13 protein-coding genes are annotated in these 15,289 nt (G+C 60.9%); 4 read left to right on the forward strand and 9 right to left on the reverse strand.

Annotation, left to right across the window (positions count from 1 at the left end; translation table 11 throughout):
- Nucleotides 1-4 precede the first annotated feature (4 nt).
- Nucleotides 5-1,495: a MocR-like pyridoxine biosynthesis transcription factor PdxR gene (gene pdxR, locus AC1RAC_RS13175; RefSeq protein ID WP_492616636.1), complete on the reverse strand. Its 1,491-nt coding sequence runs from the start codon at nucleotides 1,493-1,495 to the stop codon at nucleotides 5-7.
- Nucleotides 1,496-1,572: 77 nt separating this feature from the next.
- Between pdxR and AC1RAC_RS13180 the strand changes: the two genes are divergently transcribed.
- Nucleotides 1,573-3,234, forward strand: coding sequence for a M24 family metallopeptidase (locus tag AC1RAC_RS13180; RefSeq protein WP_054898858.1), 1,662 nt, complete (start codon nucleotides 1,573-1,575; stop codon nucleotides 3,232-3,234).
- Between the two features lie 183 nt (nucleotides 3,235-3,417).
- Here the strand turns inward: AC1RAC_RS13180 and AC1RAC_RS13185 are convergent, their stop codons facing one another.
- The 6 genes from AC1RAC_RS13185 to AC1RAC_RS13210 form a co-directional block, all read right to left on the reverse strand.
- Nucleotides 3,418-5,157 carry a dipeptidase gene (locus AC1RAC_RS13185; protein WP_127881408.1) on the reverse strand — a complete coding sequence of 580 codons (1,740 nt, stop codon included), beginning with the start codon at nucleotides 5,155-5,157 and terminating at the stop codon, nucleotides 3,418-3,420.
- Nucleotides 5,158-5,252: 95 nt separating this feature from the next.
- The gene (locus AC1RAC_RS13190) at nucleotides 5,253-6,470 is read right to left on the reverse strand and encodes a phospholipase D-like domain-containing protein (RefSeq protein ID WP_259039031.1); all 1,218 of its coding nucleotides are present in this window, start codon (nucleotides 6,468-6,470) and stop codon (nucleotides 5,253-5,255) included.
- A 56-nt stretch (nucleotides 6,471-6,526) separates the two neighbouring features.
- On the reverse strand, nucleotides 6,527-7,174 hold the full coding sequence (locus tag AC1RAC_RS13195) for a MotA/TolQ/ExbB proton channel family protein (RefSeq protein ID WP_054897855.1): 648 nt from the start codon (nucleotides 7,172-7,174) through the stop codon (nucleotides 6,527-6,529).
- Between the two features lie 25 nt (nucleotides 7,175-7,199).
- On the reverse strand, nucleotides 7,200-9,485 hold the full coding sequence (locus AC1RAC_RS13200; protein ID WP_034127226.1) for a TonB-dependent receptor: 2,286 nt from the start codon (nucleotides 9,483-9,485) through the stop codon (nucleotides 7,200-7,202).
- 24 nt (nucleotides 9,486-9,509) lie between these two features.
- Complete coding sequence (locus tag AC1RAC_RS13205) at nucleotides 9,510-10,238, reverse strand: energy transducer TonB family protein (RefSeq protein ID WP_054921700.1); 729 nt, start codon at nucleotides 10,236-10,238, stop codon at nucleotides 9,510-9,512.
- Between the two features lie 2 nt (nucleotides 10,239-10,240).
- Nucleotides 10,241-10,648: an ExbD/TolR family protein gene (locus AC1RAC_RS13210; RefSeq protein ID WP_014717774.1), complete on the reverse strand. Its 408-nt coding sequence runs from the start codon at nucleotides 10,646-10,648 to the stop codon at nucleotides 10,241-10,243.
- A 190-nt stretch (nucleotides 10,649-10,838) separates the two neighbouring features.
- On the opposite strand from AC1RAC_RS13210, the gene AC1RAC_RS13215 reads away from it, so the two are divergent.
- Both AC1RAC_RS13215 and AC1RAC_RS13220 read left to right on the forward strand, forming a co-directional pair.
- A complete protein-coding gene (locus tag AC1RAC_RS13215) occupies nucleotides 10,839-11,393 on the forward strand; it encodes a GNAT family N-acetyltransferase (protein ID WP_054921698.1) in 555 nt (184 codons plus the stop codon).
- Complete coding sequence (locus AC1RAC_RS13220) at nucleotides 11,390-12,961, forward strand: alkaline phosphatase D family protein (RefSeq protein ID WP_200584252.1); 1,572 nt, start codon at nucleotides 11,390-11,392, stop codon at nucleotides 12,959-12,961. Before AC1RAC_RS13215 ends, AC1RAC_RS13220 begins: the two co-directional genes overlap by 4 nt.
- 89 nt (nucleotides 12,962-13,050) lie before the next feature.
- Here AC1RAC_RS13220 and AC1RAC_RS13225 read toward each other — a convergent pair whose 3' ends face one another.
- Nucleotides 13,051-13,692, reverse strand: a complete 642-nt coding sequence (locus AC1RAC_RS13225; protein WP_492616637.1) for an alanyl-tRNA editing protein — start codon at nucleotides 13,690-13,692, stop codon at nucleotides 13,051-13,053.
- Between the two features lie 89 nt (nucleotides 13,693-13,781).
- Between AC1RAC_RS13225 and AC1RAC_RS13230 the strand changes: the two genes are divergently transcribed.
- Nucleotides 13,782-14,714: a LysR family transcriptional regulator gene (locus AC1RAC_RS13230; protein ID WP_492616638.1), complete on the forward strand. Its 933-nt coding sequence runs from the start codon at nucleotides 13,782-13,784 to the stop codon at nucleotides 14,712-14,714.
- Between the two features lie 138 nt (nucleotides 14,715-14,852).
- Here the strand turns inward: AC1RAC_RS13230 and AC1RAC_RS13235 are convergent, their stop codons facing one another.
- Nucleotides 14,853-15,260, reverse strand: coding sequence for a PA2817 family protein (locus tag AC1RAC_RS13235; RefSeq protein ID WP_003190109.1), 408 nt, complete (start codon nucleotides 15,258-15,260; stop codon nucleotides 14,853-14,855).
- Nucleotides 15,261-15,289: the final 29 nt, after the last annotated feature.

Raw genomic sequence — 15,289 nt, forward strand, 5'->3', positions numbered from 1 at the left:
TTTTTCAGCGCCTGCCCATGGCGTTCATCGCCCGGGCCAGGCGCTGAGTGGCTTGCTGGATTTCGTCCCGGTCGAGGGAGGCAAAGCCCAGGCGCAGCGCGTTTACCGGTTGGTCGTTGGGGGAAAACTGACGACCACTGCGCACCACAACGCCGTGGTCCAGTCCAGCGCTTGCCAACTTATCGACGTCTATTTCTTCCTCGAAACGTACCCATAGCGCCAAACCACCCTCGGGCTCGCGCACTTGTATGCGAGCACCAAACGCCTGATCCAGGCAATCTTGCAATACCGTGCGGCGCGCCCGATATTCTTTCGACACGCGGCGCAAATGCTTCTTCAACTCCCCCTCATTGATCAGGTCTGCCAGCATGGCTTGAGCGACCGCGTCGGTATCGCCCAGCATCAGCGCGGCATTGCGTTGCAGGGCTTCAATCACAGAGGTGGGCGCCACGATATAGCTGCAGCGGAACGTCGAGCCCAGCACCTTGGACAACGAGCCGATGTAGAGCACATGGCGTTGGGCGCGGTCACTGGCCAGCGGCAGGTAAGGGCGGCCACTGAAATGGTATTCGTGGTCGTAGTCCTCTTCGATAATGCAGAAGTCATGCAGCGCGGCCAACGTCAGCAAGTGCTGCCGGCGTGCAGCGTGCAAGCTCACGGTGGTGGGGAATTGGTGATGAGGCGTGAGGTAAATCATGCGCACCTTGTGCTCACGGCATAAGCGCTCGATCTGGTCGGTGCGGCAACCTTCATCATCAATGTCGACCGTGACCAACTTCGCCCCGAGCTTGCGGAAAATTTCCCATGCCGGTGGGTAGCTCAGACGTTCCACCAGGACCACGTCGCCGGGCTTGAGCAGCAGGCTGGCGCTCAGGAACAGGGACATCTGGGTGCCCTGGGTCAGGCAGATATTTTCGGCAGTGACCGTCAGCCCACGGTTGTTGCGCAGCATTTCGGCCAGGGCGCAGCGCAAGTGATAGCCGGTGCCTTCGCTGCCGTAGCGCACGGTATTGGAGGCAAAGCTGTTGCGCAGTGCATGGCGATAGTAACGGTGCAGAACTGCCTGGGGCAGCAGGCGGTGGTCGCTGGTGCCGTTGTCGAAAAACAGCGCATCGCGCCGATGCTGTAGAGCGACCACTTGGGCATTATGGGTGAAATAGGGTACCAGCGGTTGCTCCAGTAACGGCGGCGCGAATGACGGTTGCGTAATGCTGGGCAGGTGTTTGAGTGTCAGCTTTACATTGACGAAGGTGCCACGGCGCGGCTCGCTGGTCAGCCAGCCCTTGGTCATGGCTTCTTCGTAGGCCAGGATCACCGTCTTGCGGTTGACGTCGAGCAAGTGTGCCATTTCCCGCGTGCCCGGCAGTAACGTCCCGGGCGGCAGGCGGCCTTCGAGGATGGCATTGACCAAGCCTTCGGCGATCTTGCGGTAAGTCGCCTGGCTTGCACCTTCTTCAAGCCGGAGCAGTGGACGCCATTTACGCATCTGGACCATCTGAAGTATCCAAATCTGGAGGTTTTAATGGGCCTAGTCTAGCGCAACAATCAAGCCTTACTTAGCCCGAGGTTGTTATGAATACACGTCATGTCATCGAACTGTCGCCCTCGGGGAAAACCTTTGAGGCTGGTGACGAATTGTTGCTCGACGCCATGCTCGCCAGTGGCCTGGCCGTGCCGTTCTCCTGCCGCCGTGGCGCCTGCGGTTCGTGCAAGGTGGTGGTCGCCGAAGGTGCGTACCGGGCCAAACGCCTGGTGCCGGGTGCGTCGCAGCCTTCTTATCCTTTGGCAGCCAATGAGATGTTGTTATGCCAGAGCCACGCCTGTGGCGACATGCGCCTGCATATTCCCGGCTGGTCGCTGGATACGCCCGCGCTGGTAGTGTCGGCGCAGGTTCACAGCAAGCATGCGCTGGGCCCCGATGTGATCGAGTTGGTATTGATGCCCGAAACCCCAGTGGCGGTTCGGGCTGGCCAATACCTCAAGTTTCACCTGGCGGACGGTGACACGCGCTGCTTCTCGATTGCCAACCTGCCCGATGAGGACGATGGGCGCTTGGTCTTCCAGATTCGCCGGGTGAGTGGCGGGTATTTTTCCGAGGGTATCCTGGGTGGTCTCGCCGTGGGTGAGCGTCTGCACGTGGAAGGGCCGTTTGGTGCCTGTACCTGGCAGGACGATGAGGCGGCGCCCGTGGTGCTATTCGCTACGGGTACTGGTTACGCGGGCATCAAGCCTATCTTGCTGACCGCGCTCAAGCGCGATGTCGACGTGACGTTGTATTGGGGCGGCGCGCAATCGGCGGACTTTTATGACAGCGCTTTCCTCGACCACCTGATGCTTGAGCATCCCCGTTTTCGCTGGCATCCCGTGCGGTCCTCCGAGGGCAGGGTTCAGGAGGTTGCAATGAGTCATGGGCATCAGTGGGAACAGGCCCAGGTCTATGCGTGCGGCAACGGTGCAATGCTCGGCCAAGTACGCATCCACTGCCTTGAAGCGGGGTTGCCCAGCCACCGGTTTATCGCGGAGGCGTTTGTCGCCAGTGGTCGGTCAAGTGCTGGAGCAGTCTCCCTATCGTTTGACCCGGTGTGGGAGAAAGTCGGCCCGCGTTATTCCTTGGACGGCATGCTGGCTGCGCGGGAAAAATCCATACGTGCCCTGGCGGCGATTGCCAGCCAGTTGAAAGTCGGCATGACCACCGGCGAGGCCCTTGAGATGGCCGCGAGGCAACTGCAGGCCATGGGCGCTTCGCACACTTGGCATCCGACCTACATTCGTTTTGGCGCCGACACTGTTCGCCCTCCGCGCGAGGGTATTGATCGTCAGCGCAGGTTGCGCGCTAATGACATTGCCGTGGTCGATCTTGGCCCGGTGTGGGATGGCTACGAAGGCGACTATGGCGATACGTTTGTGTTTGGCGATGGGCCGTTGCACCAGGCCTGTACGACGGCCTTGCATGAAGTCTTCGATGAAACACGCCAGGCGTGGCTGCGTGGTCTGACCGGGCGTGAGCTCTACGACTTCGCCGAGCACAGCGCTGCGTCAAAGGGCTGGAGGCTGGCGCGCAACCTGGCGGGGCACCGCCTTGCGGATTTTCCCCATGCATTGTTCGAAAGCAAGGAGTTGGCTGACCTGGAGATCCCACCGAGTGAAATGGCCTGGGTATTGGAGATCCAGCTGTGCCATCCCACTGAGCCGGTGGGTGGGTTCTTTGAAGACATGCTGATGTTGCAAGGCTAAAGAGCTGTCATTGTTGCCGAGTTGTGTTTGACGCGATGGCCCCTGCAAAGCGAGATCTCACCCACACCGCCGATCCCCTGTAGGAGCTGTCGAGCTTTAGCGAGGCTGCGAAAGCGGTGGTTCAGGCGCTGAAGAGGGTGCCTGTGCCGTTGCCTTCGCCGCCTCGCTTGGGTACCAGATGGGTCAGAGCTTCGGCAACTGCCCGACGCGGCCCATCATTTCAGTGACGATCTGCAGGTCCAGCAGGAACTGGTCGACGGTCTTGAATTCGCTGTCGGTGTGCCCGGTGTACTTCTCTTCCGGGCGGGCCAGGCCGAATTGCACGCCGTTGGGCAGGTCGTGCACCGAGGTTGCGCCGGCCGAGGTGCCGAATTTGTGCGCCATGCCCAGGTTTTCAGTGGCCACTGCCAGCAAGGCTTTTACCCATTCGCCTTCAGGGTTGCGGTACATCGGCGTGTCCAGCGAGTAAGTGAAGCTCACGTTGACCTTGGCGTTCTTGTCCCAGGCGTTCAGCTTCTGCTCGATTTGCGCCTTGAGCGCCTCCGGGGTTTTACCTTTCGGTGCGCGCAGGTTCACGGCCAGTTTGAAGGCTTTGTCATCCTGCCCCACAAACGTCAGCGAGGTGGTCAACGGCCCCATGAAATCATCCGCGTAGCCCACACCCAATTTGCCGCCCAGGTAATCCAGGCCCCAGTTGTCGGCGGCATAGCGCGCGGCATCGGTGATGTGGTTGTGCTGGAGGGCGACCTTGCCGTCGAGGCTGTGGATCAGGTCCAGCATGCGCGCCACCGGGTTGACCCCGGTTTCAGGCTCGGAAGAGTGAGCGGATACGCCGGTAACCGTGAGTTTGACATCCTTGCCATCGACCTTGGCCGTCACTTGGAAGTCGCCACCGTTGCGCTTGGCATAGTCGGCACCGGCCTGTTGCAGGCTGGCGGCCAGTTCGGCGGGGGTGTCGCTGACCAGCGTGGCCACCGAGGCCGATGGAATCTGGTTGTTCGCCTTGCCGCCGGTCATCGCGATGATTTCTGCGCCTTTGCCTTCGCCCTTGCGCACCGGGAAGGTGGCCATCACGGTACCCGAGCCTTTTTCGGCGATCACCACCGGGTAACCGCCATCCAGCGCCAGGTTGTATTGCGGCACGGGGTTGCGTTCGAAGTAGTAAGGAATGGCATCACCGGCGGTTTCTTCAGTGGTGTCTACCAGCAGTTTGAACGTGCGCGCCAGTGGCAGTTTTTCTTCCTTGATCACTTTCATGGCGTACATCGCCACCACGATGCCGTTCTTGTCATCCTCGGTACCGCGGCCATACATGCGGTCGCCAATCAGCGTGACCTTGAACGGGTCGAGTTTGGTACCGTCTTGCAGCACCCAGTTTTCCGGGGTAACGGGCACCACATCGGCATGGGCGTGCACACCCACGACTTCATCACCGCTGCCTTCCAGGGAAATTTCGTACACGCGGTTGTCGACGTTACGGAAGTTCAGGTTGAAGGACTTGGCCAGGGCCTCGATCTTTGCGGCAATCTTGAGGAATTCCGGGTTTTTGTACTGTGGCAGACCGTCTACGTTGAACGTCGGGACTTCCACCAGTTCACGCAAGGTTTCGAGCGCGGCTTTGCCATATTTAACGCGGGTGTAAATGCCCAGCAGGCGATTGATCTCGTTCTGTTGCTCGGCGCTCAGGGGTTTGTTGCCCACAAACGCGCTGATAGCCGGGCCGGTGTCGGCCGCTTTGCCCAGCTCGCCCTGGGCCAGAGTGCCGAGGAAACCGCGGAAATCGGTAACCGAGGTCTCGTTGAACTGCTTCAGGATTGCCGTGCTCTGGTCCGCGCTGATGTTGGCGAATGCGGGCGTGGCGACGGCCGAAAGGCTGGCGGCGAACAGGGTGGCAACCGCCAATTGCTTAAGTGGAAAGTGCATGGTTGAAGGCATTCCTTTGCAGGTAGTGAGTAGGAGATTTCTGACGGAAGAGACAGAAACATTTCCACACACTACCATTACTCAGGTGCCCAAGGTCAATGCTGGCCAGGGTGGGGCGCGGGATACTCTTGCGTCACGCTCAAGGCTCTAGCGTAAGGCCCATCCCACAGTTGTTCATGCAACTGGCCTACACGCCTGGCCATCGCCTCACTGCGCATCACCACCTCCAGATTGCGCGAATTATCCAGGTAGCCGCCCAACCAATTGCTGGTGCCGACCCACGCCACTTGCCCGTCGATCTCCATGGTTTTGCTGTGTATCACCCGCGCATAAGGGATAAAGCCTTGCTTGGCTTCGGGCAGGGTGACGATCTTGATCTCAATATTGGGCAGCACCACCAGGCTCTTGAGATAGGGCAGTTCCAGCGGGTCGGTATTCCAGTTGGACACCATCAGTTTGATCGACACGCCACGGGCTGCGGCGGCGCGCACGGCGTTGTCGATCACCGCGTAGTACGGTCGGGTTCGATCCGGTCCGTAGGACAGCGGCGCGTAGTCGAGCAATTGCACGCGCACCTCTTTTTGGGCTTCGCCCAGCAGGCGCGGCAGTTCCAGCTGTGAGTCGCCCACGCCGGGCGGGTTGTAGCGTTGCGGGCTGGCCACCAGGTAGTTGCCGGTACGTGCGGGCGCCGGGCCGCTGGCGGGTAGCGGCACCGGTTGTTTACCCTCCAGCGCTGCCTGGGCTTGCCAGTCTTGCTCGAAGATCGCCTGCACCTGGCCCACCACCGTTTCGTCAGTGATCCGCAGCCCGGTTTCGTGGATATGTTCCAAGGCGCGCCAGTCGAAATTCTGACTGCCGACAAACGCCTGCTTGCCATCCACCAGCAGGTACTTGGCGTGGATGATGCCGCCGCTCAGTTGCCCGTAGGGCAGCACGCGCAAGGTCAGGTTGGGAATGGCGCGCAAGCGTTCCAGGGTGGCGGCATCCGACAGCTTGAGGCCTTTTTCTTCGAGCAGGAAACGAATCTTCACGCCGCGTTTGCCGGCGGCTTCCAGGTGTTCAAGCACGCTGTTCATCACCGAGCCAGGGTGGTCCGCGGCGTAGAACTGGCCGATATCAATGTGGCTTTTGGCGCCGTCGAACAGCTCGATCCATACCGGGCCGGGCTGGCGCAAATCGTCGGTGCCCAGGGCGGTGTCCACAGGCACGGTATGCACCAATTCAAAACCTGGAATGGAAAAGTCCGCCTGGGCCAGCGGACTGAGGAGCAAGCCGGTCAGGCCGGCAATACGCAACTTTATCGAAAGGGACATAAGCGTCTCATCGCACCAAAGGTAAAGGCGAGCGCCACCGGCGCCCGCCCTGCAGGTCAGGCTGTGCGGCTGTGCAGCGGGGTGGGCACGCGATGAGTCACTTCATCCTGTGCGCGGGCGCCGGTGGCGGCGCGGATCAACAGGATCTTCAACTGGTCGTTGATGCGCTCCAGGCTGTCCTGGAAGAAGTTGTGGAACACCACGCAAAACAGCGCGATGGCGATACCTAATCCCGTGGCGAACAAGGCCGTACCGATACCACCGGAAATCTGCCCTGGGTCCGATACGCCCGCGGTGGCCAGCGCCTTGAAGGTGTCGATGATGCCGAGAATGGTGCCCAGCAGGCCCAGCAGTGGGGCGGCGGTGGTGATGGTCTCGATGATCCACAGGCTGCGGGCCAGTGGGGCGCGGGTCTTCAGGTATTGGGTATCGATTTCGTCGTCCAGGTCCTTGCGCGAACCGTGGGTCGCCTTCTGGGCCAGCACCGGCAAGATCATGTTCAGCGGCAGGCTGTCGCGACGGGTCAGGTTGTCCGGCAGGTCACGCTCGCCGTGCACATTGGCGCCCAGGGCGTCGATCAATGCGCGTGCCTGGCGGCGTACGTAGGCGAAGTAGATACCGCGTTCGATGGCGATGAAGATCGCAATGGCCATCGCCGCGTACATCACATAGAAAGTGACGTCGTGGAGCAGGTTCATATCCATGATGGTGTTCCTCTTGGGGTGAGTCTTAGAAATTCGCTTCCAGCGAAACCGTGACGGTACGGTCCAGGCCGACGATGTACGCGGGGTCGCCATCGCGGAAACCGCTGTAGCTGGCCGCGTTGGTCTTGGTGGTGTACACGCCGTCCAGGTATTTCTTGTCGAACAGGTTGTCGACGTTCAGGCGCAGGGTCGCGTCCTTGACCACTTTCTTGTCCACCGGCAGGTAAATACCGGCGCCGAGGTTGAACACGGTGCGACCGGAAATCGCCTCGTCGTTGGTCAGGTCGCCGTAGAGCTTGCTGGTGTACTTGCCACCGAAGGTGCCGTAGAAGCGCCCATCGTCATACCCGATGTTGGCCGCCAGCATGTTCTTGGGCACGTTGGCGAACTGCTTGCCACTGGTGGGCAGCACGATGGGTTTGCCGGCGTTGTAGACGGTCAGGTCATCCTGCTGCTCGGCCTTGGTGTAGGTGTAGGAGGTGTAGTAATTGAAGTGGTGGGGCAACTGGCCGCTCCACTCCAGCTCCAGGCCTTTGTTGACCACGGAGCCGGCGTTGATGTCGGCAAAGTCACCGTTGATGTCCCGGGACGAAACCTGGCGGTTCTTGAAGTCCATGTAGAACAGGGTGGCGGCCAGGTTCATGTCGTCGCCGCTGTAGCGCCAGCCCAGTTCATGGTTCCAGCTGGTTTCCGGTTCGGCGTCGATCGAGCCGGCGCCTTTGTCGTAGAGCACGTAGTTCTGCGGTACCCGCATGTTGCGCGACAGGCTGTAGAACAACTGGTCACGCTCGTCCAGCTGGTATTTCAGGCCGGCGTTGGGCAGCAGTTTGTTGTAGGTCTGGTTACGTTTTTCCGGGCGTTCGTTGAGGCTGCCGTGGTTGGTGCCTTCACGCTCGACGTTCATGTAGGCCAGGCCTGCGATGAGGGTCCAGTCCGGGTTGATGTACCAGGTGTCCTGGGCCCAGACCTTTTGCGCTGGCGTCACGGTGAAACGGTCGCGACCCTGCACGGTGTTGCCGTTGGCATCGACGATGGCGCTGTTGGAATCTGGCCAGGTATCCACTGGCTTGCCGTTGCTCTTGAGCGGAATGAACGGCTGGGTCTGGCTTTGGCGTGCGCGCTCGTACCAGTAACCGAATTGCAGGCTGTGGTCGCCAAGGTCCCAGGTCAGCTTGGTGGTGATACCCGGACGCCAGGTTTGCGTGCGTGAAGGGCGGTAGTACACGCCGCTATTGGGTGTGCCGTCGGCGTTGTATTGGGCGGCCGTGGGCAGGTTGCCGAGGTCGAACACACCGCCCTGGTTGGAGCCACGGTTGAGGGCATAGCTGGATGAACCGACGCCGCTGCCATTGCCCCAGTAGTAATACGGGATCACCGACAGTGCGAGGTTATCGGCCAGTTTGAACTGGGTGTTGAGCACGGCGGTGAACGTCTGGAACGGGTTCTGCGCCAGGGCGTAATAGCTGTTGTACTTGCCGTTGCTCCCCACGCTGGGTGTTGCCGGATAAGGGTCGTACTTGCGGCCATATTGCTGGAACTGCGCCTTGGTCAACTGGCTGTAACTGTTGTTGTCCTGCTCGTGGTACTTGAGGATCAGGTTGGCGGTGTTGCCATTGCCAGCGTCGAAAAAGCTGTTCCACTCCACCTTGTCCGCGCGTACCGCGCCCGAACCGCGCCACATCTCACCTTCGGTATGGGACACCGACAGCCAGTTGCTCAGGCCGTTGATTTCGCCGGTATTGAGGCGGGCAAAAGTCTTGCGCGTGGCATTGCTGCCGACGACCTGTTTGACGAAGGCGCCGGTTTCCTTGGTCGGGCGAATGGTCACGATGCCAATGTTGCCGCCGCTGGAACCAATGTGCGGGCCGTCGGATTCCGAAGCGCCCTGGGTGACGAAGATCTGGTCGATGTTTTCCGGGTCGCCCAGCAGGTTGGAATACAGCGCGTAGTTGCCGGAGTCGTTGATCGGCATGCCGTCCACCGACATGCCCACCTGGTCGGAGTTCATGCCGCGCATGGTGAAGCGAAAGCCCGACAGGCCGGTGTTGTCTTCACTGGAGATGTTCAAGCCTGGGGTGTACTTGAGTTTGTCGATGGCATTGCCGGTGGCCGCCTGTTTATCCAGTGCTTCCTTGGTCACTGTGGAGCGGCCCTTGATGCTTTCCTCCGGCACCATGTAACCGCCCCCGGCGGTCGCCTTGCCTTGTACCCCAATGGTGCCGACATCACTGTCGCTGGTCTCTGCCATGACCAGTCCCTGGCTCATGCTGGTCGCGGCCACAAGTGCCAGATGAATACGGGTGAACTTCATCACTGTCGTCCTGGTGTCGGGTGCTTATTGCACGCTGTAGTTGAAGGTGGCGGTGAAGCGCTGCTCATTGCGCCCCCCGAAGGCTTGCTCGGGGAACGGTTTGACTTGCTTGATGCGACGCAAGCTGTTGGTGGCTGCCCGGTTGAGCAACATGCTCGAGGCCTGGGTTTGTAAACCTGAGTCGAGGACGCGGCCCTGACGGTCTACCAACAGCCACACCACCACCTCGCCGCTCGGGCGTTCGAGGGACGCCTGGCGCCCGGTGGGGTACTGCTTGTAGGTGTCCAGTTCGTTGCGCAAGCCTTTGAGGTAACCGCTTTCCAGAGCCTGGCCATCGACCTTCGGTGGCGCCGGTGGGGCAGGCGTCGGTGCCGCTTGGGTGACGGCGGCCGGGGCTGGCTTGGCGGCCACCGGTGGCGGCGTCGGCACGGGCTTGGCGACGACGGGCGCAGGCTTGGGCACAGGTTTTGGCTTTGGCTTGGGTTCGGGTTTTGGCAGCGGCTTGGGCGGTGGCGGCGGGGGCGCCGGCTCGGCCTCTTCCTCTTCGATCACCGGCGGTGGCGGTTCTTGCTCCACCACCGGTTCCGGTATGACTTCCGGTTCCGGCTCAACCAAGGCCAATTCGACCGCCGACTCGTCATACACCGGCTCGACCTTCAACGTCTGGGACTGGATACCCAGTGCAATCAGCACCAGGGCGATCAGGGCCGGAACACTGCCCAGCAGCTGACGCGCACGAAACAGAACGTACATGATCAGGACTTACGCGTGGCGATGGACACGGAGGTGAAGCCACCCAGGCGCAGGGTGTCCATCACTTCCACCAGGCGCGAAACCTCCACGCCTTTGTCGCTGTTGACGATGATCGTCGACTTGGTATCGGGCTTTTCGGCCGCCTTCAGCGCCGGCACCAGGGCCTCCACCGTCAGGTCCTTGCCGTCCAGTTGCAACTGGCCTTCCAGGCCCAGGGTGAGGATGAATTTGTTTTGCGGCTTGAGCTGCTGCGAACTGCTGGCGCTGGGCAATTGGGTCTTCATGCCGAGCGCGGGAATCACGTTCAGGCTCACCAGTACGAAAAACACCAGCAGGAACATCATCACGTCGATCATCGGGATCAGCTCGATGTGCGCCTTGCGTTTCTTGGGTTCGTCCCAGGTTCTCATTCCGTTACCCCGTCATTGAATTAGGGGCAAAACGCTAACAGCCAAAAATGACCGATTGGTTAACTTTAATTGACCGTTTAGAGGCTCTAGGACGCGTCTTTCAGAAAACTTACCGGTCAGTTTTCGGGCGTAATGAAACTGACACTCGGGGCATCCATGCTTGAGAAATTTATCTTGAGAGCCGGCCTCCATGCCTACTGCATTGCCTCAATTGACGACCCCGCGACTGCTGTTGCGCACCCTGCAAATGCATCAGGCGCAGGTGCTTTTCACGCTTGCCAACGGGCCGAAAATTGCCGACAACACGGCGAACATTCCATCGCCCTACACCTTGGAAACCGCGCAGGATTTTATTGCGGGGATCGCTGACAAGTACCGCACCGGTGAGCTGCTGAACCTGGGGATGCATGTGCGCGGCACCGACGAATTGGTCGGCATGGTCAGCCTGCGCATCAATGCTCGCCATCACTATGGGCACTTGGGTGGCTGGGTGGCGGCGCACTGCCGTAACCAGGGATATGCGGCTGAAGCGGCGAGCGCGGTGATGGACTTCGGGTTCGAGGCGCTAGGGTTGCAGCGCGTGGGCAGCCAGTGTTTCGCGCGCAACAAGGAATCGGCGCGGGTCATGGAGAAGATCGGCCTGCGTTATGAAGGCTGCATGCGCCAGGCGTTTTTAAAGAACGGCGTGTATGAGGACATGCTCGGGTTTGCCACCGTGCGTGATGTCTGGGAGCGCTGCCTGTGAGCGGCGAAGTGGACCACGGCCGGCGCCGGGTCCTTGGCGGGCTGGCGGTCGCTACCGCGTTTTCGATTCTCAGCCCGTTTGCGCGCAGTGCCGGGGTGGATTATCCGTTCACCCTCGGCGTGGCTTCCGGTGACCCGTTGCCAGATGGCTTTGTGATCTGGACGCGCCTGGCGCCGTTGTTCAACGCCGCGGATGGCCGTGGCGGCCTGAGTCGCTCGGTGCCGCTGCGTTGGCGGGTGGCCAGCGATGCGGCGATGACGCGCATTGTGAAGCAGGGCGAAGTACTGGCGACGCCGCGTTTCGCTCACGCAGTGCATGTCGAAGTGGCGGGGCTGGCGGCAGATCGGCCGTATTGGTACCAGTTTGAAGGGCTCGGTGCGCAGAGCCCGGTGGGCCAGTCGCGCACGATGCCGCCGCTGCAGGCCATGGCCTCGGCCCGGCTGGGGTTTGTGTCCTGCTCGCACTGGGAACGTGGCTATTTCAGCGCCTACCGACACCTTGCCGCCGAGCAGCCGGACCTGGTGTTTTTCCTCGGTGATTACATCTACGACAGTTCCTATGCTGCGGAGTCGGGCAAGGTGTTTCGTTCGCACGGCAGCGGCAATGCGCAAAGCCTGAGTGATTACCGCAACCGCTACGCACTGTACAAGACTGATCCAGACCTGCAGGCCCTGCACGCCGCGGCTCCCAGCGTCGTAACCTGGGACGATCACGAAGTACAGAATGACTACGCCAACCGCTGGTCCCAGGACCCGAAGGTGGCGGTGGCGCAGTTTCTCAAGCAACGGGCCGCGGCGTACCAGGCGTTTTACGAACACATGCCCCTGCGTGCCAGCAGCGTGCCGAAGGGGCCGGACATGCGCATCTACCGGCGCCTGGACTATGGGCGGCTCGCGCGTTTTCATGTGCTCGACGGTCGCCAGTACCGTTCCGAGCAACCCTGCATCGCGGCCAATGGCAGCCACCAAGGGCATATTGTCACCACCCCTTGCAGCGACCTGCGTGACCCTGGCCGCACGTTGCTCGGCTGGCAGCAAGAGTCTTGGCTGGACCAGGGGTTTGCCCAGTCCAGTGCGCAGTGGAATGTCATCGCCCAGGATTTGCTGGTGGCGCCGCTGATGCAGCGTGACTTGACCAACCATAAGCTTGGCCGCTGGACCGATGGTTGGGATGGCTACATGGCGAACCGCTCACGGATGCTGGCGTCGATCGTGCGCAATCGCGTGAAGAACCCGGTGTTCTGGGGAGGGGATATTCATTCGTTCTGGGCCACCGACCTGCATCTCGACGCCGACAGGCCAGACTCGGCGGTGGTCGCCACCGAGTTCGTCGGCTCGTCGGTCACCTCAGATGGCCCTCCCTACGACGCGTTCATGAAGATCATGCCGCTCAACCCCCATGTGAAGTTTTTCGACAGTCGCCAGCGTGGGTATGTGTCGGTGGAGTTGGCGGCCAACACCATGTTGACGAATTTTCGGGCGATCAGTGATCCGCGTGACCCGGCGGCGACGGTGTCGACGTTGAAGTCGTTCATCAATGAATCGGGCCAGCCGAGCGTGGCCCTGTAGGAGCGCGCTTGCTCGCGAAAACGAAAGGGCGCCGATGGGAATCAGGTATCCCGCGTTATCGTTAACGGTCTTCGCGAGCAAGCTCGCTCCTACAGTGTCAGGGTATCAGCGAGGCTGTAGCGCACCGAGAGCGCGCCTTTTTTCTCCGACAACGCCAGGATCGTTACCTGGCCCAGTTCGCTCAACGCTTGAACATGCGTACCGCCACAGGCGTACGCCGGTAATTCGCCGAAGCCGACTTCGCGGGTGCCGTCTTCCAGCGTCATATGGCGGGGATAGTCGGCGGCGATCCATGTGTTGACCCACTGCTGGAGCGCCTGCGCATCCATGTCTTGCGCGGTCTCGCCACGGATAAAAGTGATCTTGCCTTCGCCGGGCCAATGGTGGGCCTTGATCGGCATCCAGCCCAGGCGTTCGCCGGCATTGCCAATCAAGTGCCCCGCCGAATGCAGACGCGTATGCAAGGCGCGCCGCTGTGCGTCGACTCGTGCAACGACGAGGCCAGGTTCCAGAGGTCGGTGGACGTAGTGCACCACCTGTTCGCCTTCCTGCATGACTCGCAGCACCTGGCTGTCGCCGAGCCAGCCGGTGTCGGACGGCTGGCCTCCGCCTTGGGGATGGAAAATGGTCGACTGCACAATCACGGCGAATTGCTCTTCGTTCGGGGTGCAACTGAGCACTTCCAGCTCGGCCGTCAGGTGGTCGTGGGTAAAAAACAGGCGCTCGGTCATCATCTACATCCGCATCAGGGTTCTGTGGGCAGTATAAATAGTGCGCAGATGGGTGATAATCTGCTCAATTATCAATGGACCTGTGCGTCATGAGCATCAATCTTCCTTTGCCGCTATTGGGTGAAATGGCGATTTTCGTCAAGGTCGTGGAAACCGGCAGCTTCTCCGAAGCGGCGCGGCAACTCAGCGTCTCCCCTTCGGCGGTGAGCCGCAGTATTTCGCGCCTGGAGCAAGCCCTGGCCACGCGCCTGCTGCAACGCACCACGCGCAAGCTGCGCCTGAGCGAGGGCGGCGAGGAGGTGTTCAAGCGTTGCCAGGAGATGGTCAATGCGGCGCGCTCGGTGATGGAAATCAGTGGGCAATTTACCCATGAAGCCGAGGGGCTGGTGCGGGTCAGTGTGCCCAAGGCGGTGGGGCGATTTGTGGTGCACCCGCATATGCCGGAATTTTTGCGGCGCTATCCCAAGGTGGATGTGCAATTGATCCTGGAAGACAGGCATGTGGATTTGATCGACGACAACGTCGACTTGAGCATCCGCATCACCGACAGCCCACCGCCAGGTTTGGTCGGGCGCCAACTGTTGCCCATCGAACATTTGCTGTGCGCGACGCCACAGTACTTGGCCGAGCACGGTACACCGAGCCATCCCCATGATCTGCTCGGGCACAGTTGCATTTATCTGGGTGAGACACCGGGAGATTCACGCTGGAAGTTCCGCCAGGCTGGCAAGGCGGTAACGGTCGGCGTACGCGGCCGGTATGCGGCGAACCACACCGGGGTGCGACTGGAGGCTGCGTTGCAGCATGTCGGGATTGCCAGCTTGCCGTATTTCACCGCGCGGCACGCATTGGAAGCAGGAGATTTGGTGCAGGTGTTGCCGGGGTGGGATTTTATTGCGTCGTACCATGGCGAGGCGTGGTTGCTGCATTCGCCCACACGTTACCTGCCGCCGAAGTTGCGGGTGTTTATCGATTATCTGGTGAAGTGCATGGCCAGGGAGCCCACGCTGCGCCGACGGTAGGAGCGCGGTTGCTCGTTCCCACGCTCTGCGTGGGAATGCCACCTGGACGCTCCGCGTCCTGCCTTTATGCCTGTGCACGGGTGACGCAGAGCGTCACAGGATAGGTTCCCACGCAGAGCGTAGGAACGAGCATAGTTGTCAGTGCTTGCTCTGGTCCTGAGGCATCGCCAGCAGCTGTTTTTCCTGGTTCCAGTCGAACGGTTCGTCGTTCTGTTCGGCTTCATAGCGACGTTCTTCCAGGGCCTGGTACAGGTCCAGTTCTTCGTCGGGCATGAAGTGCAGGCAGTCGCCGCCAAAGAACCACAGCAGGTCACGGGGCACCAGGTGGGCGATTTGCGGGTAGCGCAGGATGACCTGGCTCATCAGGTCCTGGCCCAGGTACTGGCTTTCGATCGGGTCGATTGGCAACAGGGCGCGCAGTTCGTCGAAACGCTCCAGGAACAGCGAGTGGCTTTCCTCGGGTACCTGTTCGGCTTCGCCGACGGCAACCAGGATGCTGCGCAAGTGGTCGAGCAAGACAAGATGATCGGCAACGACGTTGGACACGAGATAAGGCCTCTAAAGCAAAAACGGGC

The organism is Pseudomonas sp. GW823-FHT02F05 (assembly GCF_058797315.1).